Source organism: Paraburkholderia fungorum (assembly GCF_902833645.1).
Taxonomy (GTDB): domain Bacteria; phylum Pseudomonadota; class Gammaproteobacteria; order Burkholderiales; family Burkholderiaceae; genus Paraburkholderia; species Paraburkholderia fungorum.
Map to the genome: position 1 here is coordinate 67,304 of NZ_CADFGE010000004.1, position 24,338 is coordinate 91,641.

General features: G+C 63.0%; 23 protein-coding genes. 16 read left to right on the forward strand and 7 right to left on the reverse strand.

The genetic code is table 11. The annotated features are described in order from the left end of the window. Positions 1–23: 23 nt before the first annotated feature. The 6 genes from prmA to HWX91_RS14825 all read right to left on the reverse strand — a co-directional run bounded on the left by prmA (position 24) and on the right by HWX91_RS14825 (position 4,830). Complete coding sequence (prmA, locus tag HWX91_RS14800; RefSeq protein ID WP_028196454.1) at positions 24–926, reverse strand: 50S ribosomal protein L11 methyltransferase; 903 nt, start codon at positions 924–926, stop codon at positions 24–26. 3 nt (positions 927–929) lie between these two features. Continuing rightward, complete coding sequence (gene accC / locus HWX91_RS14805; protein WP_007180351.1) at positions 930–2,297, reverse strand: acetyl-CoA carboxylase biotin carboxylase subunit; 1,368 nt, start codon at positions 2,295–2,297, stop codon at positions 930–932. A gap of 129 nt (positions 2,298–2,426) precedes the next feature. Next, complete coding sequence (accB, locus tag HWX91_RS14810) at positions 2,427–2,897, reverse strand: acetyl-CoA carboxylase biotin carboxyl carrier protein (protein WP_028196453.1); 471 nt, start codon at positions 2,895–2,897, stop codon at positions 2,427–2,429. A 69-nt stretch (positions 2,898–2,966) separates the two neighbouring features. Next, complete coding sequence (aroQ, locus tag HWX91_RS14815) at positions 2,967–3,422, reverse strand: type II 3-dehydroquinate dehydratase (RefSeq protein ID WP_028196452.1); 456 nt, start codon at positions 3,420–3,422, stop codon at positions 2,967–2,969. 194 nt (positions 3,423–3,616) lie between these two features. Further along, complete coding sequence (locus tag HWX91_RS14820) at positions 3,617–4,165, reverse strand: TlpA family protein disulfide reductase (RefSeq protein ID WP_028196451.1); 549 nt, start codon at positions 4,163–4,165, stop codon at positions 3,617–3,619. Positions 4,166–4,176: 11 nt separating this feature from the next. Continuing rightward, positions 4,177–4,830, reverse strand: coding sequence for a hypothetical protein (locus tag HWX91_RS14825; protein ID WP_028196450.1), 654 nt, complete (start codon positions 4,828–4,830; stop codon positions 4,177–4,179). A gap of 214 nt (positions 4,831–5,044) precedes the next feature. Here HWX91_RS14825 and mpl point away from each other — a divergent pair, with 214 nt between their 5' ends. The 16 genes from mpl to pyrF all read left to right on the forward strand — a co-directional run bounded on the left by mpl (position 5,045) and on the right by pyrF (position 23,769). Continuing rightward, the gene (gene mpl / locus HWX91_RS14830) at positions 5,045–6,439 is read left to right on the forward strand and encodes a UDP-N-acetylmuramate:L-alanyl-gamma-D-glutamyl-meso-diaminopimelate ligase (protein ID WP_028196449.1); all 1,395 of its coding nucleotides are present in this window, start codon (positions 5,045–5,047) and stop codon (positions 6,437–6,439) included. Beyond that, positions 6,436–7,038 (forward strand): YqiA/YcfP family alpha/beta fold hydrolase, encoded by a 603-nt coding sequence (locus HWX91_RS14835; protein WP_028196448.1) that lies wholly within the window; start codon positions 6,436–6,438, stop codon positions 7,036–7,038. Before mpl ends, HWX91_RS14835 begins: the two co-directional genes overlap by 4 nt. A gap of 175 nt (positions 7,039–7,213) precedes the next feature. Further along, the gene (locus tag HWX91_RS14840) at positions 7,214–9,328 is read left to right on the forward strand and encodes a ribonuclease catalytic domain-containing protein (RefSeq protein ID WP_028196447.1); all 2,115 of its coding nucleotides are present in this window, start codon (positions 7,214–7,216) and stop codon (positions 9,326–9,328) included. Further along, entirely contained in the window at positions 9,325–10,188 is an 864-nt protein-coding gene (gene aroE, locus HWX91_RS14845) for a shikimate dehydrogenase (protein WP_028196446.1), read from the forward strand. Before HWX91_RS14840 ends, aroE begins: the two co-directional genes overlap by 4 nt. A 54-nt stretch (positions 10,189–10,242) precedes the next feature. Further along, positions 10,243–10,965 carry a monofunctional biosynthetic peptidoglycan transglycosylase gene (mtgA, locus tag HWX91_RS14850; RefSeq protein ID WP_028196445.1) on the forward strand — a complete coding sequence of 241 codons (723 nt, stop codon included), beginning with the start codon at positions 10,243–10,245 and terminating at the stop codon, positions 10,963–10,965. Between the two features lie 1,343 nt (positions 10,966–12,308). Continuing rightward, positions 12,309–13,283, forward strand: coding sequence for an IclR family transcriptional regulator (locus HWX91_RS14855; protein ID WP_028196443.1), 975 nt, complete (start codon positions 12,309–12,311; stop codon positions 13,281–13,283). Continuing rightward, positions 13,280–14,338 (forward strand): 2-dehydro-3-deoxygalactonokinase, encoded by a 1,059-nt coding sequence (locus HWX91_RS14860; protein WP_028196442.1) that lies wholly within the window; start codon positions 13,280–13,282, stop codon positions 14,336–14,338. The genes HWX91_RS14855 and HWX91_RS14860 overlap by 4 nt, the downstream gene beginning before the upstream one ends. Before the next feature lie 36 nt (positions 14,339–14,374). After that, positions 14,375–15,055 carry a 2-dehydro-3-deoxy-6-phosphogalactonate aldolase gene (locus tag HWX91_RS14865; RefSeq protein ID WP_028196441.1) on the forward strand — a complete coding sequence of 227 codons (681 nt, stop codon included), beginning with the start codon at positions 14,375–14,377 and terminating at the stop codon, positions 15,053–15,055. Continuing rightward, positions 15,052–15,828, forward strand: coding sequence for an SDR family oxidoreductase (locus HWX91_RS14870; protein WP_028196440.1), 777 nt, complete (start codon positions 15,052–15,054; stop codon positions 15,826–15,828). Before HWX91_RS14865 ends, HWX91_RS14870 begins: the two co-directional genes overlap by 4 nt. 100 nt (positions 15,829–15,928) lie before the next feature. After that, a complete protein-coding gene (locus HWX91_RS14875; protein ID WP_028196439.1) occupies positions 15,929–16,927 on the forward strand; it encodes an arabinose ABC transporter substrate-binding protein in 999 nt (332 codons plus the stop codon). 217 nt (positions 16,928–17,144) lie between these two features. Further along, a complete protein-coding gene (araG, locus tag HWX91_RS14880) occupies positions 17,145–18,680 on the forward strand; it encodes an L-arabinose ABC transporter ATP-binding protein AraG (RefSeq protein ID WP_028196438.1) in 1,536 nt (511 codons plus the stop codon). A gap of 53 nt (positions 18,681–18,733) precedes the next feature. After that, the gene (gene araH / locus HWX91_RS14885; protein ID WP_028196437.1) at positions 18,734–19,750 is read left to right on the forward strand and encodes an L-arabinose ABC transporter permease AraH; all 1,017 of its coding nucleotides are present in this window, start codon (positions 18,734–18,736) and stop codon (positions 19,748–19,750) included. Positions 19,751–19,813: 63 nt separating this feature from the next. After that, on the forward strand, positions 19,814–20,614 hold the full coding sequence (locus tag HWX91_RS14890; protein ID WP_028196436.1) for an SDR family NAD(P)-dependent oxidoreductase: 801 nt from the start codon (positions 19,814–19,816) through the stop codon (positions 20,612–20,614). Further along, positions 20,611–21,555: an SMP-30/gluconolactonase/LRE family protein gene (locus HWX91_RS14895; protein ID WP_028196435.1), complete on the forward strand. Its 945-nt coding sequence runs from the start codon at positions 20,611–20,613 to the stop codon at positions 21,553–21,555. Before HWX91_RS14890 ends, HWX91_RS14895 begins: the two co-directional genes overlap by 4 nt. Positions 21,556–21,763: 208 nt before the next feature. Continuing rightward, the gene (locus HWX91_RS14900; RefSeq protein WP_028196434.1) at positions 21,764–22,816 is read left to right on the forward strand and encodes an aldose 1-epimerase; all 1,053 of its coding nucleotides are present in this window, start codon (positions 21,764–21,766) and stop codon (positions 22,814–22,816) included. A 137-nt stretch (positions 22,817–22,953) separates the two neighbouring features. Next, positions 22,954–23,769, forward strand: coding sequence for an orotidine-5'-phosphate decarboxylase (gene pyrF / locus HWX91_RS14905; protein WP_028196433.1), 816 nt, complete (start codon positions 22,954–22,956; stop codon positions 23,767–23,769). 33 nt (positions 23,770–23,802) lie between these two features. Here pyrF and HWX91_RS14910 read toward each other — a convergent pair whose 3' ends face one another. Then, positions 23,803–24,333: a cupin domain-containing protein gene (locus HWX91_RS14910; RefSeq protein WP_028196432.1), complete on the reverse strand. Its 531-nt coding sequence runs from the start codon at positions 24,331–24,333 to the stop codon at positions 23,803–23,805. Positions 24,334–24,338 lie beyond the last annotated feature (5 nt).

The following is a 24,338-nucleotide window of genomic DNA, read 5'->3' on the forward strand; positions in this document are numbered from 1 at the left end:
TTGGTTGGGCAATACGCCTTATTCTAATGGCTTTCGCGGCGGGTTCCCGTCAGACATACCCAACCTTCGTGTTCGCGCCATATGCCGATGTCGATCCATCGTGCGTAGACCTGCGCCACTTCGTCCGCCTGGCGCGCCAGGATGCCTGACAGCGCGATCCGGCCGCCCGACTTGACCTTCGACGACAGCATCGAGGCCATCAGCTTGAGCGGATTGGACAGAATATTGGCGACCACGATATCGAATTCGCCGGTGGGGCAGGCGTCGGGCAAACCGTAGGTGACTTCCGCCCGGTTGCGCTCGCTGTTGTGGCGTGCCGATTCGACCGCCTGCGGGTCGATATCGATGCCGTACACCGGGTTGGCGCCGCACTTTTTGGCGAGGATCGCGAGGATGCCGGAGCCGCAGCCGTAGTCGAGCACGGATTGCTCCGCTTTGACCGATTGCTCCAGCCATTCCATGCACAGACGCGTGGTGGGATGGCTGCCGGTTCCGAACGCAAGGCCCGGATCGAGTTCCAGCACGAGGGCGTCGGGGTCCGGTGCATCGTGCCATGAGGGCACGACCCAGATGCGCTCGCCGATGGGAATCGGGTCGAATTGCGATTGCGTGAGCCGCACCCAATCCTGGTCCTCGACTTCACGCACGGTAAACGAGGGGGCGGTTTCCAGACCCACTTCATTGGCCGCGGCGGTGAGCAGCACGGCCGGTTCGTGTTCCGGCGCGAGCAGGGCGATCACCCGCGAACGCTGCCACGCCGTGCGATCCGGCGTGAGACCGGGCTCGCCGAACAGCGGCTGCTCGTCGGGCGTGTCGGCGTCCGCATCTTCAACCGATACGGACAGCGCGCCCAACTCGAGCAGCGCGTCGGAGAACTCCTCCGCGTGCTCGCGTGCCAGCTCGGCGATCAGTTCCCGGTAGCTCATGACTTACGCTTCTTCCGGCGCGGCCTGCTGCTTCGCGGCCAACCGGTTTTCGAGGTAATGAATGCTGGTGCCGCCTTCGACGAACTTCGCGTCCAGCATCAGCTCGCGGTGCAGCGGGATGTTGGTCTGAATGCCTTCCACCACCATTTCCGACAGCGCGATGCGCATCCGCTTGATCGCCTGCTCGCGCGTCGCGCCGTAAGCGATCAGCTTGCCGATCATGGAATCATAGTTCGGCGGCACGAAATAGCCATTGTAGGCGTGCGAATCGACGCGAATGCCGGGGCCGCCCGGCATATGCCACGACGTCAACCGGCCCGGCGACGGAATGAACTTGAACGGATCTTCCGCGTTGATCCGGCATTCGATCGCATGGCCCTTGAACACGATGTCGCGCTGACGGAAGGCGAGCTTCTCGCCCGCCGCGATGCGGATCTGTTCCTGCACGATGTCGACGCCGGTGATCAGCTCGGTCACCGGATGCTCGACCTGCACGCGCGTGTTCATTTCGATGAAATAGAACTCGCCGTTTTCGTACAGGAATTCGAACGTGCCCGCGCCGAGGTAGCCCATCTTCTTGCAGGCGTCCGCGCAGCGATCGCCGATACGGTCGATCAGGCGGCGCGCGATGCCCGGCGCCGGCGCTTCTTCGATCACTTTCTGGTGGCGGCGCTGCATCGAGCAATCGCGCTCGCCCAGCCAGACCGCGTTCTTGAACGAATCGGCCAGCACCTGAATTTCGATGTGCCGCGGGTTCTCCAGGAATTTCTCCATGTAGACCTGCGGATTGCCGAAGGCACGGCCGGCTTCTTCGCGGGTCATATTGACCGCGTTGACCAGCGCCGCTTCCGTATGCACCACGCGCATGCCGCGGCCACCGCCGCCGCCGGCGGCCTTGATGATGACCGGGTAGCCGACCTGGCGGGCAATTTTCACGATCTCTTTCGGATCTTCCGGCAACGCGCCTTCGGAACCCGGCACGCAGGGCACGCCGGTTTTGATCATGGTCTGCTTGGCCGTGACCTTGTCGCCCATCATCCGGATGGTTTCCGGGCGTGGGCCGATGAAGGTGAAGCCGGACTGCTCGACGCGCTCGGCGAAGTCGGCGTTTTCCGACAGGAAGCCGTAGCCCGGATGGATCGCTTCGGCGTCCGTCACTTCTGCCGCGCTGATCAGCGCCGGCATGTTCAGGTAGCTCAGATTCGAAGGTGCCGGGCCGATACAGACGGCCTCGTCGGCGAGCTTCACGTACTTGGCTTCCTTGTCGGCTTCCGAATAGACGACGACGGTCTTGACGCCAAGTTCGCGGCACGCGCGCTGAATACGGAGCGCGATCTCGCCACGATTGGCAATGAGGATTTTTTCAAACATAGCGGGTTTTCGACTCATCAATAGGCGCCCGGTTGATCACAACACAGGCTGCCTCAGAGGATCGGCCGCGCGCCGCGGGAGGGCAGGCGCGCGGGCGGCAGGCGCAAAAAAAGCGCAACGCGTGCCGCGTTAGCCGACCACGAACAGCGGTTGGCCGTACTCGACCGCCTGGCCGTTGTCGACGAGGATTTCCTTGACCACACCGGACTTGTCCGACTCGATTTCATTGAGCAGCTTCATCGCTTCGATGATGCAGATCGTCTGGCCTTCCTTGACCGTATCGCCCACCTGGACGAACGGCTCGGCGCCCGGCGACGGCGCACGGTAGAAGGTGCCGACCATCGGCGAGGTCACCACGTGGCCTTGCGGCGCGGCGGCGGCCGGCGTAGCGGGGGCGCCCGCTGCTGCAGCCGGCGCTTCGCCGGCCGGCATCGGCGCCGGCTGCGCATATTGCGGGGCATACGAAGCGGACGGTTGCACGTAAACCGGCGGCGCATTCTTGACGATGCGGACCTTGCCTTCGCCTTCGGTCACTTCGAGTTCGGAAATACCGGACTCCGAGACGAGGTCGATCAGAGTTTTCAGTTTACGTAGATCCATCAGGAAGCCCCTTTCAATGCGTAAAGTGCCGGCGCGTACGCAGCCGGCGCAAATTAGACGTGTTTGGAATCAGCCGCGCGACGAACCGGCGGACAGCCGGTCGAGCGCGAATTCGAGCGCGTACATATAGCCCTTCCAGCCGAGGCCGCAAATCACGCCCTCTGCCTGGTCGGAGAAATACGAGTGATGCCGGAACGGTTCGCGGCGATGTACGTTCGACAGATGAATCTCGACGAACGGGATGCCGACCCCCGCCAGTGCGTCCCGAATGGCCACGCTGGTGTGCGTGTACGCGGCGGGATTGATCAGTATGAAATCGGTTTCTTCAGTCCGTGCGGATTGGATGCGATCGACCAGCGCGCCTTCATGATTGCTCTGGAACGACGCGAGTTCGACACCGGCGTCTGCTGCGCGGTCCGCCAGCGCCTGATCGATCTGCGGCAACGTCACGCGGCCGTAGACCTCGGGTTCCCGGGTGCCGAGAAGGTTGAGGTTGGGGCCGTGCAGTACCAGCAGTCGCGTCATGGTCGCTTCTTTTTCCGTGGAATTGGGCGCACTTTAGCGCTGATTAGAGAAACTTGTCTAGTTTCCCGCGCGTTCGAAACGCCGCCGGCGACCTTTCGCCGCTTCCCCGCACGCCCATCTTCTCTCAAATTCGGCCGATTTGCGCCTAATTTCGCGCCTTTTACCCCGATCTGATCGTCAAAAGAATGTGAAATTTAGAGCGCGTCGAGGGTCTGTTTCAGCGCTTGCGGGTCGATTTGCCCTAATTTTGTCGAGCGGATATTGCCCTTGGCGTCGATAACGACGGTAAAGGGCAGGCCGCCGGCGTTATTGCCGAACGCGCGGGCGAGATCGGCGCCGCCGAAGCCGGTCACGTAGACCGGGTAGGCTACTTTCACCTTTTGCAGGAACGCCTGGACGTTTTTATCCGAATCGACGCCAAGTCCGACGAACTGGATGCCTTTCTTTGCATATTCGCGCTGAAGTTGCGAGAGAGCGGGCATCTCTTCGACGCACGGGCCGCACCACGACGCCCAGAAATTGACGACGATTGGGTGGCCTTTAAGCAAACTTAGCGATTGCGGCTTGCCGTCGACACTGGTAACGGGCGCGCTCCAGAGTTGCTCGACCGCGCTTTGCGCGGAGCCGGGTTGCGCCGCGAGGGCGACTTCCGGGTCGCTGTTGAGCCAATGGTTGGCCAGCATTCCGCCGCCCGCGGCGGCGATCGCGACCAGCGCGCCTGCCAGAATCCGTCTCGTATTCATTCCAGGTCTGTCTAATTAGTTGAAGAGGTGACGTTGCTGCTGTCGAGCAGCGCCTGAACCGCCTGCTGATTCGCCCGGGCCGTACGGCCGCGCGCGTCGGCGCGGACCGCGCCGCGCAAGTCGTCTGTTTCGTACAGCGCGACGTGGATGCCGGCCGGCTCCGCGTCGCGCCCTTCGTTCGTGGGGCGCCAGAGGAAGCTCAGCGTCTCGACATAGCCGCGGCCGCCAAAATGCCGCGTCTCCGACACGTCGTACTGGATGTTGGCGTTCAGAAAGTAGATCGCGACTTCTTTCGGGTTGTCGCAAAACACCTGAAGGTGAATATCCGAGTGCTCGCCAGCGGTACCGCCGAGCACCGCGCCGGTCAGATACGGATTGAACGGCGCGAGCCGCTCCATCCAGTCGATTGCAATGTGACGCAGTCGCCGCAGCAACGCCGGTTGGCTGTCACCCTGGAAGAGCGACTGGTACTCGCGGATTTCTTCTTCGATCTGGTCATTATCCGGCAGCCATTCGCCGGCAACACGGCTCTCGCCGACTACCTGCCGTGCCGCTTTACGCTTGGCCGTTGCGTAGTCCAGACCGTCTTCAGCGATCATCCGGGCAGCCGCGGTGGCGATTTCCTCGCGCACCCGCTGCGGATCGAAATGTGATTTGCGAACCATCTCTCAATCATACTAGAGATTGATGACAGCCCTTTCCGGGCGGGCCGCGCCGGGTACCTGGCACGGGCCGGGCGGACGGCCGCGCTGCCGGTCCCGTTCGTAGGGCGATTCGGAGGCGTCGGTTACAATAGCGTCCTTTGCAGACGGTCGTTTCGGCCGCTTCTCTGCACTCCCCTTCCTTGCAAAAAATACGCCCGCGCGGCACGACAGGCTTATGCACATCCACATCCTCGGCATCTGCGGCACGTTCATGGGCGGACTCGCGGTCCTCGCTCGCGGCGCGGGCCATACCGTGACGGGCTGCGACGCCGGCGTCTACCCGCCAATGAGCACGCAACTCGAGGCGCAAGGCATTCGTCTGATCGAAGGTTATGGCGCGGAGCAGCTGGACGGCCTCAATGCCGACCTATTCGTGGTCGGCAACGTGGTGACGCGCGGCAATCCGCTGATGGAAGCGATTCTCAATCGCGGCCTGCCGTACGTCTCCGGTCCGCAGTGGCTCGGTGAACATGTGCTGAGCGGCAAGTGGGTGCTGGCGGTAGCCGGTACGCATGGCAAGACCACGACCAGTTCGATGCTGACCTGGTTGCTTGAAGACGCAGGTCTCAATCCAGGCTTCCTGATCGGTGGCGTGCCGCTGAATTTCGGGGTGTCCGCGCGGCTGACCGATTCGAGCTTCTTCGTGATCGAAGCCGACGAATACGACACCGCGTTCTTCGACAAGCGCTCCAAGTTCGTTCATTACCGGCCGAAAACCGCGATCCTGAACAACCTCGAGTTCGATCATGCCGACATTTTCCCGGATCTGGCCGCGATCGAAACGCAATTCCATCACCTGATCCGCACTGTGCCGGGCATCGGCCGTATTGTGACCAACGGTCGTGAGGACGCGCTCGAGCGTGTGCTGACGCGCGGTTGCTGGAGCGAAGTCGAGCGCTTCGGCGTGCAAGGCGGCTGGGAAACCCTCCCGGCGGAAGACGGCGAGCCGGTCGACGAGCGCTTTGCCGTGTATCACAACAGCGAGCGTGTCGGGGTCGTCGAGTGGCAGGTTCAGGGTGAGCACAACCGCATGAACGCGCTGGCCGCGATCGCCGCCGCGCGCCATGTCGGCGTGCCGCCGGCACAAGCCGCGAAGTCGCTCGCGAGCTTCCGCAATGTGAAGCGCCGCATGGAAGTGCGCGGCAGCGTCGACGGTGTGACCGTCTATGACGATTTCGCCCATCACCCTACGGCGATCGAGACCACGGTAGCCGGCTTGCGCGCCCGTGTCGGTCACGAAAACACGCGAATCCTGGCCGTGCTGGAACCGCGCTCGAATACCATGAAGCTCGGCGTGATGAAAGCTCAACTGCCGGCGAGCCTCGCCGGCGCCGATCTGGTGTTCGGCTACGGTGCGCCGTCCGGCCGTGACGCGCTCGGCTGGAATCTCGCCGAAGCGCTCGCGCCGCTCGGCGGCAAGGCGCAGGCTTTCGACAATCTCGACGCGCTGGTCAAGGCGGTGGTCCACGCCGCGCGCCCCGGCGACCAGATTCTGGTGATGAGTAACGGCGGCTTCGGCGGCGTGCATCAGAAGCTGCTCGACGCACTTTCCGCGCGAGGCACGTCGTGATCCTCTACCTGCACGGTTTTCGTTCATCGCCCAACTCGTTCAAGGCGCGCGTGCTGGCGGCACGCCTCGTCGAACTCGGGCGCAGCGACGAATGGTGCTGCCCGATGCTGCCGGTCTCGCCGCTCGAGACCGTGGCGCTCGCCGAATCGCTGGTGGCGGCCGCGAAGCCGGCGAACGTCACAGTGATAGGCAGTTCGCTAGGCGGCTACTTTGCGACGCATCTTGCCGAGAAACACGGCTGGCCGGCTGTACTGCTGAATCCGGCGGTGGTGCCGCAGCGTGACCTGAGCGCCTATCTCGGCGAGCAGCCGTTGTGGCACGGCGGCGGCAGCATTACCGTCGAGCCGCATCATCTGGACGAACTGCGCGCTCTCGGCGTCGCGTCGATCACGCGGCCAGAACGCTATTATTTGATAGCCGCTACCGGCGACGAAGTGCTCGATTACCGTGAAATGCTTGCGCACTATCCGGGCGCACGCACTACGCTGATCGAAGGGAGCGACCACGCGATCAGCGAATTCGCGCAATACGTCGACGAGGTGCTGGCCTTTTGCGACGCCGAGGATATCGAGCCGCCGGCGCCGCGCGAAGCGGCCTGACAGTACCGACGATCCCGCGGCGAGGCTGTTGCGGATCACCAGATTCATACCGCCGGCGCGTGTGTCGCGCCGCGGATCCACTACCACGAACACGTTGCCGTGCCGCGCACGCAGTGACCGATAGCTGAACCCAATCGGGCGCGCCGGCGGATGCAAGTCAGAACGAGAGTATTGAGTGAACGTCTTCTTCGAGGAATCGGGCAGTTTCAAGGCGGGCAGCGTGCTGTCGCGCCAGGGCGATGCTTTTCAGGTCGAGTTGCCGGGCGGCCGGCGCACCAAGGTACGCGCGAAAGACGTGCTGATCGAGTTCGAAAAGCCGAGCGCCGCTGAGTTGATGCAGCAGGCTGACGCGGCCGCGCAGGACATCGATCTGGATTTCCTGTGGGAATGCGCGCCGGAAGACGAATTCCCGTTTGCCACACTGGGCGCCGAGTACTTCGGCGATTCGTTCGGCGCGATCGAACGCGCCGCGCTGGTGCTGCGCATGCATGGCTCACCGGTGTATTTCCGCCGCAAGGGCCGCGGCATGTACCAACGCGCGCCGCAGGAGCAGCTCAAAATGGCGCTCGCCGGGCTGGAGCGCAAGCGCCAGCAGGCGCTGGTGCAGGCCGGCTATGAAGAGGAACTGAAGGCGGGGCGCCTGCCGGAAGGCTTCAGCGGCAGCAAGGCGCTGGCCTTGCTCACCAAGCCGGACAAGAACACGATCGAGTACAAGGCGCTCGAAGCCGCGGCGGCGGCGCGCGGCATTTCGCAGGCGCGGCTGATGCTCGAATGCGGCGGGATTGCGTCGGCTCGCGCGTTGCACGAGGCGAAATTCCTCTCCGAGTTTTTCCCGCACGGCACCGGTTTCCCGCCGGTCACGGTCGGCGCGTTGCCGGAGGACCTGCCGGAAGCCGAAGTCGAAGCGTTCTCGATCGACGACATCACCACCACGGAAATCGACGATGCGTTCTCGGTCGAGCACCTGGCGGATGGCCGCGTGCGGATCGGCGTGCACATTGCCGCGCCGGCGCTCGGCATTACGCGTGGCGACGATATCGATGCGATCGCGCGCACGCGTTTGTCGACCGTTTATATGCCGGGCGACAAGATCACGATGCTGCCCGACAGCGTCGTCGAAGCTTTTACGCTGGCGGAAGGCGGCTTGCGGCCGGCGTTGTCGCTGTATGTGATCATCAACCGCGAGACGCAGGAAATCGTCGCGAGCGAAACGCGCGCCGAGCGTGTGTTCGTGAAGAATAATTTGCGCCATAACACGCTGGACGAACTGGTCACCGAAGAAGCGCTGGCCGCCGGTACGGGTGACTATCCGCATAAGGAAGACATCGCCGTGCTGTGGCCGTTCGCGCAGGCGCTGTTCGAAAAGCGTCAGACCGCGCGCGCAGGATACGGCCTGCGGCGTGAAGTGCAGCGCAACACCGATTTCAATTTTTACGTTGAAGGCGAGCACATCACGATCACGCCGCGTCGGCGCGGTTCGCCGCTCGACACGATCGTCGCGGAACTGGCGATTCTCGCCAACTCGTCGTGGGGCGCGTTCCTGCACGACCACGGTGTGCCGGGCATCTACCGGACACAACGCGCGTTCGGCGCGCCGACCGGTCCGAAACGCACCCGCATGCAGACCAATGCCGCTCCGCACGAAGGCCTGGGCGTCACGCAATATGCGTGGAGCACCTCGCCGCTGCGCCGCTATGTCGACCTCGTGAATCAGTGGCAGTTGCTTGCCTGTGTGCAGCACGGCGTCACAGCGAAACTGGCTGCGCCGTTCAAGCCGAAGGACGCCGATCTGTTCGCCGTCGTGCAAGGGTTCGACGACACCTACACCGCATACGCCGATCACCAGCGCCGCATGGAGTACTTCTGGTGCCTGCGCTGGCTGAAGCAGGAGAACCGCAAGCAGGTGGTGGCGTCGGTGGTGAAGGGCGATCTCGTGCGCCTTGAAGAAATTCCGCTATTGCTGCATGTGCCCGGCCTCGGCGTGCATGCGCGCGGCACGCGCTTGCAGATGGAAGTGATGTCGATCGATGAACTGACCGTTGAAGCGTCCGTGCGCCTGTTGCATGTGCTCGACGCGCCGACCGTGACGAGCGGCAGCGAGGCTGAAGAAGCCGACGAGGGCGAAGAGGAAATCATCGACGTGGCGGATGAGAGTGCCGAAGGCGAAGCCGAGGTTCAGGCGGAAGCCGACCTCGACGGTGCCGCGGGAGAAGCGGGCGATGCCGAAAACGGCACCGGCACCGGCGATGCGGCCGCCGATCAGCAGCACGTCGCGGAGCCGGGACGATGAGCGCGGATCAGTTACATGACCGCTACGCCGTGATCGGCAACCCGGTAGGGCATAGCAAGTCGCCGTTCATTCATGGCCGTTTTGCCGCGCAGACTGGCGAGCCGATCGAGTACGGCCCCCTGCTGGCACCGGTCGATGCCTTCGTGCCGCACGTGCGGGCTTTTATCGAAGCAGGCGGCCGCGGCATGAACGTGACTGTGCCGTTCAAGCTCGACGCACATGCCTTCGCCGATACCTTGTCGCCGCGCGCGGCGGCAGCGGGTGCGGTGAACACGCTGAAGTTCGACGCGAGCGGTGTTTACGGCGACAACACGGACGGTTTTGGCCTCGTGCGCGATATCGAAGTGAATCTCGGTGTGTCGTTGAAGGGCGCGCGGATTTTGCTGCTGGGTGCGGGGGGCGCCGCGCGCGGCGTTGTGCTGCCGATGCTGGAACGTGCGCCGCACACGTTGACCATTGTCAACCGGACGGCGGCGAAGGCCGACGCGCTCGTCGACCAGTTTGCGCAGGCCGCGCGCGACGCCGCTTGCCATCTGAGCGGCGGCAGTGCGCGGGCGATCGAAGCAGGCGCATACGACGTGATCGTCAACGCGACGGCGGGCAGCCTGGATGCTTCGTTGCCCGAATGCGACGACCGCGCGTTCGGCAGCGGCACGCTTGCTTACGACATGATGTACGGCGCGCATCCGACGGTGTTCATGGAACACGCGCGGAAGTTCGGCGCACGCGCAGCCGATGGTCTCGGCATGCTGGTCGAGCAGGCGGCTGAATCGTTTTACGTGTGGCGAGGCGTGCGGCCTGACGGCGCGCCGGTGCTGGCTGAATTGCGGGCGTTATTGACGGCGCCGTCGCACGCTTAGGCGCTTTTTTTACCCGGAACTCACCGGCTCACTCACTCGAGGACTCCAGTCACGATGACAGCAACGCGGCGCGCGAGCCGGCCAGGCCCGGTGCGATGGGTGTTTTATCTGGGCGTGGTGGTGGCAATTGCGTGGCTTGCGACGCAGGCGTTTTACTTCGCGCAGATCGCGGTGTGGAATTACGTGAATCCTCAGTCGACGGCTTTCATGCGCTCGGATGCGTGGCGTTTGTCGCAGGATCGGCCTGATCTTTCGGTGCAGCATACGTGGGTACCGTACGAGCAGATTTCGCACAATCTGAAGCGCGCGATTATCGCGTCTGAAGACGCGAACTTCGTGAATAACAATGGCTACGAGACGGATGCCATTTTGCAGGCCTGGGAGCGCAATAAGGCCAAGGGCAGGATTGTTCGAGGCGGTTCGACGATTACTCAGCAGTTGGCGCGGAATCTGTTTTTGTCGCGGGAGAAGAGTTATATCCGCAAGGGTCAGGAGTTGATTATCACGTGGATGCTCGAGACCTTGATGGACAAGCAGCGGATCTTCGAGATTTATCTCAACTCCGTTGAGTGGGGGAATGGGGTTTATGGCGCGGAGGCGGCCGCGCATTATTACTACAAGACTTCGGCTGCGAAGTTGACTGCTGCGCAGTCGGCTAGGTTGGCAGTGATGTTGCCGCAGCCTAAGTACTTTGATGAGCACAGGGGCTCGGGGTATCTGGCGCAACGTTCGCGGGTTATTGCGCGGCGGATGGGGGCGGCGGAATTGCCTGATTGATGGGTAAGGTTTGGGGCTGTTCGGCGGCGGGTCTGGGTTTTTTGGTGTTGCCTTGTTGTCGTAGTGGTCTGTTTTGGTGTTGGTCTTTTGGCCTTTCCTTGCTGTGTTAGTGGTTTATTAGCGTTGCCCCTGTGCGGGGCGGCACTTACTTTCTTTGCCGCCGCAAAGAAAGATAAGCAAAGAAAGCGGCTTCACCCCGCCAGCTCATAAGCGGGTCCCCCGCGCAGTAGCGGCAGTGGTGCATCTGGAATCTGTCGCCTCGCACACTCCGCCTCAGTGACAAGGCAGTCATACCTCCGGCGGCGCTGCGCGCGCCGATACCTCGTTCATATCGCCACCCGCTACGGTTTCCACCCTCGATCCGCTCGCCGCGGTTTCGCGCCTCGATTCGCCCGCTGCGGTTTCACGCCTCGATTTATCCAGATACTGACTCGTCGGCAGCATCGCTGTCACCAGGCTGCGGCCTCCCGCTGCCGTTTGCCTCGGTTCCCTGCTCGCCGTTGCCCAGCCTCTGCCCCGCTGCTGCGAGCGCAACCGCGGCAGCGAAAGCGAAAGCAACACACCGACATTTCCGAAGTGGGGTTGGCCAATCAGAGCGGGGGCATCTCGCCGAGGCGGAGCCGACGGCTCCCGCTGCGCGAAGCGAAGCCGCTGGTTTCCCAGGCAGACCCGTCCGCGACGCACATAGTGCGGAGTGGGAACTGATGAGCGCCTTGTCACTAACGCAGAGTGCGCGAGATCACAGATTCCAGATGCACCACTACCCCCTCCAAGCCAGGGGACCCGCTTAAGAATTAGCGGTTTGAGCCGCTTTCTTTTGCCTACTTTTCTTTGCGGCCGGCAAAGAAAAGTAGGTGCCGCCCCGCACAGGGGCAACGCTAATAGACCACTAACAATTCAAGGAAAGGCCAAAAGACCAACCCAAACAGACCACGAACAAATCGAGGAAAGGCCAAAAGACCAACACCAGAACAGACCACTACGACAGCAAGGCAACGCCAAAAAAAACCCGACCCGCCGAGCAGGCCTAAAACCCAAAACCCAGCCCCCGGCAAGGCCAAATCCCATTATATGAATCCAACACTCACATATTGGAGCTTTTCAAAAAACCGCCCTACAATCCAGCCAACACGCTTCGTTAGCCAGAGAAAGAACGGCCACACCGAGCGACAGCAAGAAAAAAACCGGAGACAAGCCAACCCATGCCCAAGACCCAAAGGCAGCACCCGCATGTCCGCGCCACCGGCTACCCGCCCTGTGCCGCGAACAAAACTGCGAGCAAAACAGGCCTCCTCTCCGGTCCCGCGCTGTAAGCGCAAAAAACCATCGAAAAGCCAATCGCCATGAATAAAGCGATGCCCACTCACGCCGCGAGCGCGTCCGAAGCCGAGCTGGCGCCGTCAGCCAATCACGCGACCCGTGCAACGCCACAGCAGGTTCATGCCGCCAAAGCCCCGCGCGCCGGCGCGCAACCGGCCGTGGTCGACGAAATCGCGTTGCCGAGCACGCTGCTCGACGTCACACCGCAACAAGCCGGTACCCAAACGCTGTTGCGCGGCCTCGCGATTCTGGAAGCCGCCGCCGCCGGCGTACGCGATCTGCGCACCTTCGGCGCCGCACTCGGCACGACGCGCAGCACCACGCATCGGCTGGTGAGCAGCCTCGTGCAGGCGCGCTATCTCCGCCAGGTGCAAGGCGGCTATCTGCTCGGCCCGAAGCTGATCGAACTCGGCACCATCGCGCTCGAACAGATGCCGCTCACCGCAGTCGCGCGTCCCCATCTCGAATCGCTCGCTGAGCAGACACTCGACACGATCCACCTAGGCGTGCGCGACGGCGACGACGTGCTGTACATCGACAAAATCCCCGGCACCCGTGGCCTCGAAATGCGCTCGCGCGTCGGTCACCGGATGCCGCTGGCGTCGACGGGTATCGGCAAAGCCATGATGCTCGACCTCACGCCGGATGTGTGGCAGTCGCTTTTCGAAGCATCGCGGCGCGCGCTCGCCGGCGTCAGTTTCAAGCCGGATAACCGCCCCGACGCGCCAACCTTCATGCAGCGCATGACCAGCTACGCTGCCGGCGGCTATACCTTCGACCTCGAAGAAAACGAAGCATCGATCCGTTGCGTCGCAGCGCCGGTGCGCGACGCATCGGGCTCGGTGGTGGCGGCGCTGTCGGTGGCGAGCACGATTCCGTATATGTCGCTCGAACGCATGGATGAACTGATCCCGGTCGTGCAGCGCGAAGCGCGCGCGATCTCGGAAGAACTCGGCTGGCGTGCGCCGCAACCGGCAACGCGCAGGATCAAACGATGAAGCAAGCGGGTTCTCAAACGCAGGCGCTCGATCCGGTGAACGGCACCGCGGCCGCCGACGCCAGGCTCCAACACGCCGCGCTGATCGCGCTCGATTGGGGTACGACGTCGTTGCGCGCGTATCTGTACGACGCAGCCGGTAACGTACTGGCAACCCGGGCCTCGACGGCCGGCATCATGAATCTGCCGCGCAGCGCGGAACAGGGTGGCTTCGACGCCGCCTTCGATGACGCGTGCGGCGCGTGGCTCGAGCAGGCACCCGGTGCGGCGGTGATCGCCGCAGGCATGGTCGGCAGCGCGCAAGGCTGGGTCGAGGCTCCGTATGTCGACGCACCGGCAAATGCCGATGCGCTGGTGGCCGGCATCGTCCGTGTCAAAGCCGCGGGCGGCGTGACGCTGCACATTGTGCCGGGCGTCCTGCAGCGCGGCGACCTGCCGAATGTAATGCGCGGCGAGGAAACCCAGATCTTCGGGGCGCTCGGTCAGGACTCGGGCGGCGCGGACAGCGGTAAGCGCGCGCTGATCGGCTTGCCTGGCACCCACGCGAAGTGGGCCGTCGTGCAGGCAGGCCGCATCGAACGTTTTCATACCTTCATGACCGGTGAAGTGTTCGCAGCACTGCGCGAGCACACCATCCTCGGCCGCACGATGGATACGCCAGATCGTCCGGATACCGATGCATTCCTGCATGGCGTGAAGATCGCCCGCGACAAAGGTCAGGCGGGCCTGCTGGCTACCGTATTCAGCGCCCGCACGCTCGGGCTCACTGGACAGCTTTCGCGCGAACAGCAGCCGGACTATCTATCGGGCCTGCTGATCGGGCACGAACTGGCCGGCCTCGAAGCCGTGCTCGCGCAACAGCACAACTCGCTCGCCGGGCAGCAGTTGCGCCTGATCGGCAACGAGGCGTTGTGCGAGCGCTATCGCGTCGCACTCGCACAATTCGGCTGCCCTCACGCGGAGCTGGTGAAGTACGCCACCGAACGCGGCCTGTGGCGCGTCGCGACCCAGGCGGGGCTCGTCAATCCGACGCCCCAAGCGGCGCACGCGGGCTAACTGGTAGCGCCGCCGCTCACGAAACAAGGAACCGACATGCAACCTCACATCAATCTGCCCGCCCCGTACATGCCGCACGCGGGTCTGATCGCGGCGTTCGAGGTCTGTCCGCTGATCGCGATCATGCGCGGCGTGACGCCCGCCGATGCCGCCGAGCACGCTCAGGCGCTGTACGAAGCGGGTTTTCGCATCGTCGAAGTGCCGTTGAATTCGCCGCAACCGTTCGACAGCATCGCGGCGATCCGCAAGACCTTGCCGGCCGATGCGATCGTCGGCGCCGGCACGGTGCTGCATCCGGGTTTTGTCACCGACGTCAAATCCGCCGGCGGCGAGCTGATCGTGATGCCGCATAGCGATCCGGAAGTCGTCAGCGCCGCGAAGGCGCAGGGCATGGCGTGCGCGCCGGGCGTGGCCACGCCGAACGAAGCCTTTCTCGCGCTGAAAAACGGCGCGGACGTGCTGAAGATGTTCCCTGCGGAACAACTCGGCTGCCAGGTCGTGAAGGCGTGGCGCGCGGTGATCGCGGCGCAGGTGCCGCTGGTGCCCGTCGGCGGAATCACGCCGGACAACATGGGGCCGTTTTTGAGTGCCGGCGCGAACGGTTTCGGCCTCGGCTCGGCGCTGTATAAGCCGGGCCAGAGCGCGGCGGTGACTGCCTCGCATGCGAAAGCGTTTATCAACGGATTGCGCATCGCTCGCGCAGGCGCGAAGAAATGAAGCGGCTCGCCGACAAGGTTGCGTTGATCACCGGTGCCGGGCGCGGCATCGGCGCGGCGATCGCATTCGCGTTCGCGCGCGAGGGCGCGGCGGTCGTACTGGCGGAGCTGGATATCGAAACGGCGCGGCAGACGGCGGAGCAGATCAAGTCGCAAACCGGTGCGCGTGCGCTGGCCGTGCATACGGACGTGACGCAATCGGCGTCGGTTCAGCACGCGGTGAGCGAGGCGGAACGTACGTTCGGCGCGCTCGACGTGCTGGTCAACAACGCCGGCATCAACGTGTTCTGCGATCCGCTGACAATGACCGACGACGATTGGCGCCGCTGCTTCGCGGTCGATCTCGACGGCGTATGGAACGGCTGTCGCGCGGTGTTGCCGGGCATGGTCGAACGCGGCGCGGGCAGCATCGTGAATATCGCGTCGACGCATGCATTCAAGATCATTCCGGGATGCTTTCCGTACCCGGTCGCGAAGCACGGCGTAATCGGTTTGACGCGCGCGCTCGGCATCGAGTACGCGCCACGCAATGTGCGGGTCAACGCAATCGCGCCGGGCTACATCGAGACGCAACTGACGCATGACTGGTGGAACGAACAAGCCGATCCGGCCGCCGCGAAACAGGCAACGCTCGATCTGCAACCGATGAAGCGCATCGGCCGCCCGGAAGAAGTGGCGATGACGGCGGTGTTTCTCGCCTCGGACGAAGCACCGTTCATCAACGCTACCTGCATCACCGTGGATGGCGGGCGCTCGGCGCTGTATCACGACTGAAAAGTTTCACCGGACGACGCGCTGGCCGCGTGTGTCACAACCGGTACAAGAAGACGCGGCCGATACCTTCTCGTTATCAATTAGTCAGGAGACACGCATTATGAAACGAAGAATTTTCCTCACGCTGGCAGCAGCGGCGGCGGGTGTGCTCTTCAACGCACCGGTCGCGCAGGCTGCCGATCCGGTGAAGATTGGCTTCCTCGTGAAGCAGCCGGAAGAACCGTGGTTCCAGGACGAGTGGAAGTTCGCCGAAATCGCCGCCAAGCAAAAGGGCTTCACGCTGGTGAAGATCGGCGCGCCGTCGGGTGAGAAGGTGATGAGCGCTATCGACAACCTGGCGGCTCAGAAAGCGCAAGGCTTTGTGATCTGCACGCCTGACGTCAAGCTCGGACCGGGCATCGTCGCCAAGGCGAAAGCCGACGGCCTGAAGATGATGACGGTCGACGACCGCCTCGTCGACGGCGCCGGCAAGCCGATCGCATCGGTGCCGCATATGGGCATCTCGGCGTACAACATCGGCAAGCAGGTGGGCGACGGTCTGGCTGCGGAAATCAAGAAGCGCGGCTGGGACATGAAAGACGTGGGCGCGATCGACGTGACCTACAACCAGTTGCCGACCGCAGTGGATCGCACCACCGGTGCAACCGACGCGCTCGTCGCCGCTGGTTTCCCGAAGGCCAACGTGATCGAAGCGCCGCAAGCGAAGACCGACACGGAAAACGCCTTCAACGCCGCCAATATCGCGTTCACCAAGAACCCGCAGTTCAAGCACTGGGTCGCTTACGGTCTGAACGACGAGGCCGTGCTCGGCGCGGTGCGCGCAGCGGAAGGCCGTGGCTTCAAGGCCGACAACATGATCGGTATCGGTATCGGCGGCTCGGACTCGGCTTTGAACGAGTTCAAGAAGCCGTCGCCGACCGGCTTCTACGGCACGGTCATCATCAGCCCGAAGCGTCACGGCGAAGAAACCTCCACGCTGATGTACGACTGGATCACGCAAGGCAAGGAGCCGCCGATGCTCACGCTGACGACCGGCATGCTGGCCACGCGTGACAACGTGGGTGAAGTACGCGAGAAGATGGGCCTTGCATCGAAGTAAGCATTGGTTGTAACGCAGTGCAATGAAGTGAACTGCCGGTGCGTCATTCTCCAGGGATTGGGCGCATCGGCAGCCATCACCGACAGTAATAAAAGACGAGTAGTTGAGACAGACCACGCTTGGTGTCCATGAGGCACCTGAAGAAGCACGGTTCATATGAAGCAATGGGACGGCAGTAAGCGTTAGAACGCTAACTTCCGTCGACATAGGAGGCGAAGTGTCAGCGACGCTACGTTTTGACAATATCGGCAAAGTCTTTCCAGGCGTGCGCGCGCTTGACGGAGTGTCCTTCGACGTCAACGTCGGCCAGGTGCACGGCCTGATGGGCGAAAACGGCGCAGGGAAATCGACCCTGCTGAAGATTCTCGGCGGTGAATATCAGCCCGACTCCGGTCGCGTGATGATCGACGGCAATGAGGTGCGCTTTACGAGCGCGGCGGCGTCGATCGGGGCGGGGATCGCGGTGATTCACCAGGAACTGCAATACGTGCCCGATCTGACGGTCGCGGAAAACCTGCTGTTGGGCCAACTGCCGAACTCGCTCGGCTGGGTCAACAAGCGTGAAGCCAAGCGCTTCGTCAAAGAACGTCTCGAAGCGATGGGCGTGGCGCTCGATCCGAACGCGAAGCTGAGAAAGCTCTCGATCGCACAGCGGCAAATGGTCGAAATCTGCAAGGCCTTGCTGCGTAACGCGCGCGTGATTGCGCTGGATGAACCGACCAGCTCGCTGTCGCATCGCGAGACCGAGGTGCTGTTCAAGCTGGTGCGCGACCTGCGCGCCGACAACCGCGCGATGATCTACATCTCGCACCGCATGGACGAGATTTACGAGCTGTGCGATGCCTGCACGATTTTCCGCGACGGCCGCAAGATCGCCTCGCATCCGACGCTCGAAGGCGTGTCGCGCGACACCATCGTGAGCGAAATGGTCGGGCGTGAAATTTCCGATATCTACAACTATTCGGCGCGTCCGCTGGGCGAAGTGCGCTTCTCGGCGAAAGCGATCGAAGGCCATGCGCTCGCGCAGCCGGCCAGCTTCGAAGTGCGGCGCGGCGAGATCGTCGGTTTCTTCGGTCTGGTGGGCGCGGGCCGTAGCGAGCTGATGCACCTGGTGTACGGCGCCGACCACAAGAAGGCTGGCGAAATCGTGCTCGACGGCAAGCCGATCAAGGTGCGCAGCGCGGGCGAGGCGATCCGGCATGGCATCGTGCTGTGCCCTGAAGACCGCAAGGAAGAGGGCATCGTCGCGATGGCGACCGTGTCGGAGAACATCAATATCAGTTGCCGCCGTCACTATCTGCGGGCGGGGATGTTCCTCGACCGCAAGAAGGAAGCGGAAACCGCGGACCGTTTCATCAAGCTTCTGAAGATCAAGACGCCGAGCCGCCGCCAGAAGATTCGCTTTCTGTCGGGCGGCAATCAGCAGAAGGCGATTCTGTCGCGCTGGTTGGCCGAGCCCGATCTGAAGGTGGTGATTCTCGACGAGCCGACCCGCGGAATCGATGTGGGTGCGAAGCATGAGATCTATAACGTGATTTATCAGCTTGCGGAACGCGGCTGCGCGATCGTGATGATTTCGTCTGAACTGCCGGAAGTGCTCGGTGTGTCCGACCGGATCGTCGTGATGCGTCAGGGCCGCATTTCCGGCGAGCTGTCGCGCAAGGAAGCAACGGAACAAACGGTGTTGAGCCTCGCGTTGCCGCAGAGCTCGACCGCCATGCCCGGAACCGCAGCCACCGAGCAAGCGGCCTGAACATTACTTGGACGAAAGTCCGGCAACCCGTGGGGAACGGGAGGAGTCTTCAAATGCAAGCCAGAGAAAACCTCGCGCAACAAGCCGCCAAAGGCGCGGCTGAAGCGCTGATCCCGCAGTCGAACGACAAGGCGAAATGGTGGCAGCAGATCACCGAGTACAGCCTGATCCTGATCTTCGTCGTGATGTTCGTCACGATGTCGCTGACGGTCGATCACTTCTTCTCGATCGAGAACATGCTCGGTCTCGCGCTGTCGATTTCGCAGATCGGCATGGTCGCGTGCACGATGATGTTCTGTCTGGCCTCGCGCGATTTCGACCTGTCGGTGGGTTCGACGGTCGCCTTCGCGGGCGTGCTGTGTGCGATGGTCCTGAACGCGACCGGTAACACTTTCATCGCGATCATCGCGGCGGTGGCAGCGGGCGCGGTGATCGGTTTCGTCAACGGCGCGGTGATCGCTTATCTGCGCATCAACGCGCTGATCACGACGCTCGCGACGATGGAAATCGTCCGCGGTCTCGGCTTTATCGTGTCGCACGGGCAAGCCGTGGGCGTGTCGTCGGATACCTTTATCGCGCTGGGCGGCCTGAGCTTCTTCGGCGTGTCGCTGCCGATCTGGGTCACGTTGCTGTGCTTTATCGTGTTCGGCGTGATGCTCAATCAGACCGTGTATGGCCGTAACACGCTGGCTATTGGCGGCAATCCGGAAGCTTCGCGTCTCGCCGGTATCAACGTCGAACGCACGCGCGTTTATATCTTCCTGATTCAGGGGGCTGTTACCGCGTTGGCGGGTGTGATTCTGGCTTCGCGGATTACGTCGGGTCAGCCGAACGCGGCGGAAGGTTTCGAACTGAACGTGATTTCGGCTTGCGTGCTGGGCGGCGTGTCGCTGCTCGGCGGTCGCGCGACGATTTCCGGTGTCGTGATCGGCGTGCTGATCATGGGCACGGTCGAGAACGTGATGAACCTGATGAACATCGACGCGTTCTACCAGTACCTCGTGCGCGGCGCGATTCTGCTCGCCGCCGTGCTGCTCGATCAGTTGAAGAACCGCGGTTCGCGAGATTAAACCCGGGGCCCAACCCGCGCTCAACTCGCGACTCACTTACTTTGCTCTATAAGGAATCGAACGATGTCGTCTCCGGCCAATGCAAACGACCGCCTCGCGGACAGCGCGTTTGCCCGCTATCCGAGTCTCGTCGACCGAATCGTACTGATTACGGGTGGTGCGACCGGTATCGGCGCATCGTTCGTCGAACATTTCGCGGCCCAGGGCGCGCGCGTCGCGTTCTTCGATATCGATGCGAGCGCGGGTGAAGCGCTCGCCGATGAACTCGGCGATTCGAAACATAAGCCCATGTTTTTGCCGTGCGATCTGACCGATATCGACGCACTGCAAAAAGCGATTGCCGACGTGAAGGCCGCGCTCGGCCCGATTCAGGTGCTGGTGAACAACGCGGCAAACGACAAGCGCCACACGATCGGTGAAGTGACGCGTGAGTCTTTCGACGCCGGCATCGCGGTAAATATTCGTCACCAGTTTTTCGCGGCGCAAGCGGTGATGGACGATATGAAAGCCGCCAACAGCGGCTCGATCATCAACCTCGGCTCGATCAGCTGGATGCTGAAGAACGGCGGCTATCCGGTGTATGTGATGTCGAAATCGGCGGTGCAGGGTTTGACGCGCGGCCTCGCGCGCGACCTCGGTCACTTCAACATTCGCGTCAATACGCTGGTGCCGGGTTGGGTGATGACGGAAAAGCAGAAGCGTTTGTGGCTCGATGACGCAGGCCGTCGTTCGATCAAGGAAGGTCAGTGCATCGACGCTGAACTGCTGCCCGCCGATCTCGCGCGCATGGCGCTTTTCCTCGCCGCGGACGACAGCCGTATGATCACCGCGCAGGACCTCATTGTCGACGGAGGCTGGGCGTGAGTGCGGGGCCGCGTACAGTTCAGCCGGCGCCTCGCGCGGCGTTGCTGCTCGATACGCAATGCACGCTCGGCGAAGGCGCGACGTGGTGCGCCAGAACAGGCCGCTTCTACTGGACCGATATCGAAGGCGCGCGTTTGTGGCGCTATGACCCGAGCGACGGACAAAGCACGTCCTGGCTCATGTCCGAGCGTCTTGGCACGTTTGCGTTGTGTGCCGACCCCCGCTACCTGCTGCTCGGATTGGCGACGCATCTGGCGTTCTTCGATCTGGCAACAGGTGTGACGCAGCATATCGTCGACGTCGAAGCGGATTTGAATACGCGCGTGAACGACGGCCGTTGCGACCGTCAGGGCCGTTTCGTCTTCGGCACAAAGGACGAAGGCTCTCCGCTGCGGGCGCTCGGCGGGTTTTATCGTCTGAATCACGATTTGTCGCTGGAGCGGTTGCCGTTACCTGCGCCGGCGATCTCGAACAGCATCGCGTTCAGTCCTGACGGTGCGACGATGTATTACTGCGATTCGCCAACGCGTGAAATTCGCGTTTGCGACTATCGCGCGGACGGCAGCATCGCCAACGATCGCGTCTTCACGACATTGACGGACACAACCGGCGAACCCGACGGTTCGACCGTCGACGGTGACGGCGGTCTGTGGAATGCGCAATGGGGCGGCAGGCGAGTGGTGCGATATGGACCCGACGGCGTGGAAACCGAACGCGTCGACGTACCGACTGCGCAACCGAGCTGCATCGCGTTTGGCGGTCCTCCGAGCGGACTTCCCGCTGGACACGCCGCGCAACTGGACACGCTGTACATTACGAGCGCGCGCATCGATCTCGATGCCGTGGCGCTCGCGACCGATGCTCACGCGGGCGGAGTATTTATCGCAACGCCTGGGCGACAGGGTTTGCAGGAGCCGGTGTTTCAAGGCTCGCCTGCCTAGCGCAAAATAGCCCGACCTCGATGTCGAGGCGGCAGCGGAGGGTGGTCGAGCCGTGTTTGAGAAAGTGCAAGGAGTCGATGTCGCAAAACCAGTGGCAGCAAATCGGCAGCATGCCGTTCGGACCCAGAGGCGACCGGTTCAAGAAAATCGCCCAACAGCATCCGTCAGCAATGACGGCAATGTCCCACGCCTCTCGATGGAGCCAGATATGACTGTTGCGAATCCTGTTTCCGCTTCTTCCCAGAGTCGGCGCGCGCGACTCAACGCGGCTGCCAATCCGGTGCATCCGGGGCCGAGTACGTCGGCGGTTGCGGTCGGTGAGACAAGCGGCGGCGAACTTGCATGTATTACGCTTGCCAACGCGCATCTGCGTCTCGACGTCGCGCCGACGCTCGGCGGCGGCATCACCCGTTTCGATTGGCGTAACGACGGCGCGCTCACGCCGATTTTCCGGCGCTGCCGCCATGTCGCCGCCGATACCCAGCCGAACGAGCTGGCCTGCTATCCGTTGCTGCCGTATTCGAACCGGATCGGCGGCGGTCATTTCAATGTGGCGGGGCGGCGTATCGAGGTGCCAAACAATCGCGCCGACGAACCGCTGCCGATTCATGGCGACGGTTGGCTCTCTGCCTGGCAGGTCGCGGAAGCGGACCGTGAAAATGTCCGGCTGACGCTCGATCGCCAGGACGGCAAACCGTACGCATTCCACGCGACGCAAACCTATTCGCTGGACGGCCCCACGCTCGTCATCACGCTGGAAATCGAGAATGCCGGTCGCGAGGCGTTGCCTTTCGGCTTGGGCGTGCATCCGTTTTTCGTGCGCGACACGGACACCGAACTGTCCGCGGCCGCCGGCGGCTTGTGGCTCTCCGGCGACGACTGGCTGCCGGTGCGTCACGTGCCGGCGCCGCCCGCGTGGCAATTCGGTGTGGCGTATCCGCTGCCGGAAGCCATCGTCAATCACGCCTTCACGGGCTGGAGCGGGCAGGCGGCTGTGGTGTGGCCGAAGCGGCGCCTGTCGCTGAATATTGCCGCCGACACCGACTACTATGTGCTCTACACGCCACCCGGCGAAGAGTTCTTCTGCTTCGAGCCGGTGGATCACCCGATCAACGCGATGAATCTGGCGGGCGGTGCGTGCGAGAACGGCATGACGATGCTGAAACGCGGCGAGCGTCTGACGCGCACGTTCCGCTTCAGCGTTGAACGCACGGGTTTGCGCTCGATGCCGGGTACGCGTGGATCGCGGCGGCGCCAGTAGTCAGTAGGCAGGGCCGACCGGCAGCGCGCATCCGTCACGTCCGCCGCGCCCGCCGGTGTGGCGCGTCGGCGCGGCCTCGCGCGCGAGACAGGTAAAATACGCGCCACTTCCGTTATCGGCTCGCCGCGAGACACACTATGTCCAATTTCATCCAGACACTCAACGACGCCTGGCAGCGCACGAACTCGCTGCTGTGCGTCGGCCTCGATCCCGAGCCCAGCAAATTTCCGGGCGCGCTTGCGGGCCGTCCCGAGGCAATTTTCGACTTCTGCCGCACCATCGTCGACGCCACCGCGCCGTATGCGTCGTCGTTCAAGCCTCAGATCGCGTACTTCGCGGCGCATCGCGCGGAAGATCAACTCGAGCAACTGATCGCGCACATTCATGCGAACCACCCGGGCTTGCCGGTGATTCTGGACGCGAAGCGTGGCGACATCGGCAGCACCGCCGAGCAGTATGCGCGCGAGGCGTTCGAGCGCTATCGGGCGGATGCCGTAACGGTGAATCCGTATATGGGTTTCGATTCGATCGAGCCGTACCTGGAGCACGCGGGCAAGGGCGTGATCGTGTTGTGCCGGACCTCGAATCCGGGCGGCTCCGATCTGCAGTTTCTGGAGACGGGCGGACGTCCGTTGTATCAGGTCGTTGCGCAACTGGCGGCGGATAAGTGGAACGCTAGCGGCCAACTGGGTCTCGTGGTCGGCGCGACCTTCCCGAAAGAGATCGAAGTGGTGCGCGGAATCGTCGGCGATATGCCGCTGCTGATTCCGGGCATCGGCGCGCAAGGCGGCGATGTTCAGGCGACGGTCAATGCCGGTCGTACAGCGAACGGCACGGGCATGCTGATCAACTCGTCGCGGGCGATTATTTATGCCGGCAAGGACGACGATTTCGCTGAGGCCGCGGCGAAAGCGGCGATGGAAACGCGTGACCGGATCAATACGTTCCGGTAAGCGACGGCGCTGTGCAGCGCTTTGCGCTTCTGTTCAGACCGGTTGAGCGGCTGGCCCCAGCCGCTCGATAACCACCGAATGCCGCGGATGTTGCGCCTTCAGCGCTGCAATATCCGCCAGCTCGAATTCGCTGAATTCAAATCCTGGCGCGACTGTGCAGCCCACCAGCGCGAACGTCGCCGGGTCCGCACATTCCGCGGCAAACCACCGGCCTGCGGGCACCACCGCTTGAAACACGGCATCCGGATGAGTTAGCGCATTGCCCAGCTTGTGTGTAATCAGCGAGCCTGTTTCGTCGAGCACGTGGACGTTCAACGGCTCGCCGGCGTAGAAATGCCAGACCTCGTCGGATTTGATCCGATGCCACGCCGAATGCGCGCCGTCACAGAGCAGGTAGTAAATCGCCGTGGACGCCGAGCGCATCTGCGTCGAACCGTCATCGCGAAGAACCGCGTCCACGGACCGATACGTCTCGCTAAAGAATCCCCCTTCCGGATGCGGCTTCAGATCGAAGCGGCGGATCAGTTCGTCTTTGGCTGCGGTTGAAGTCAGCGTGTCGGGCATCGTGA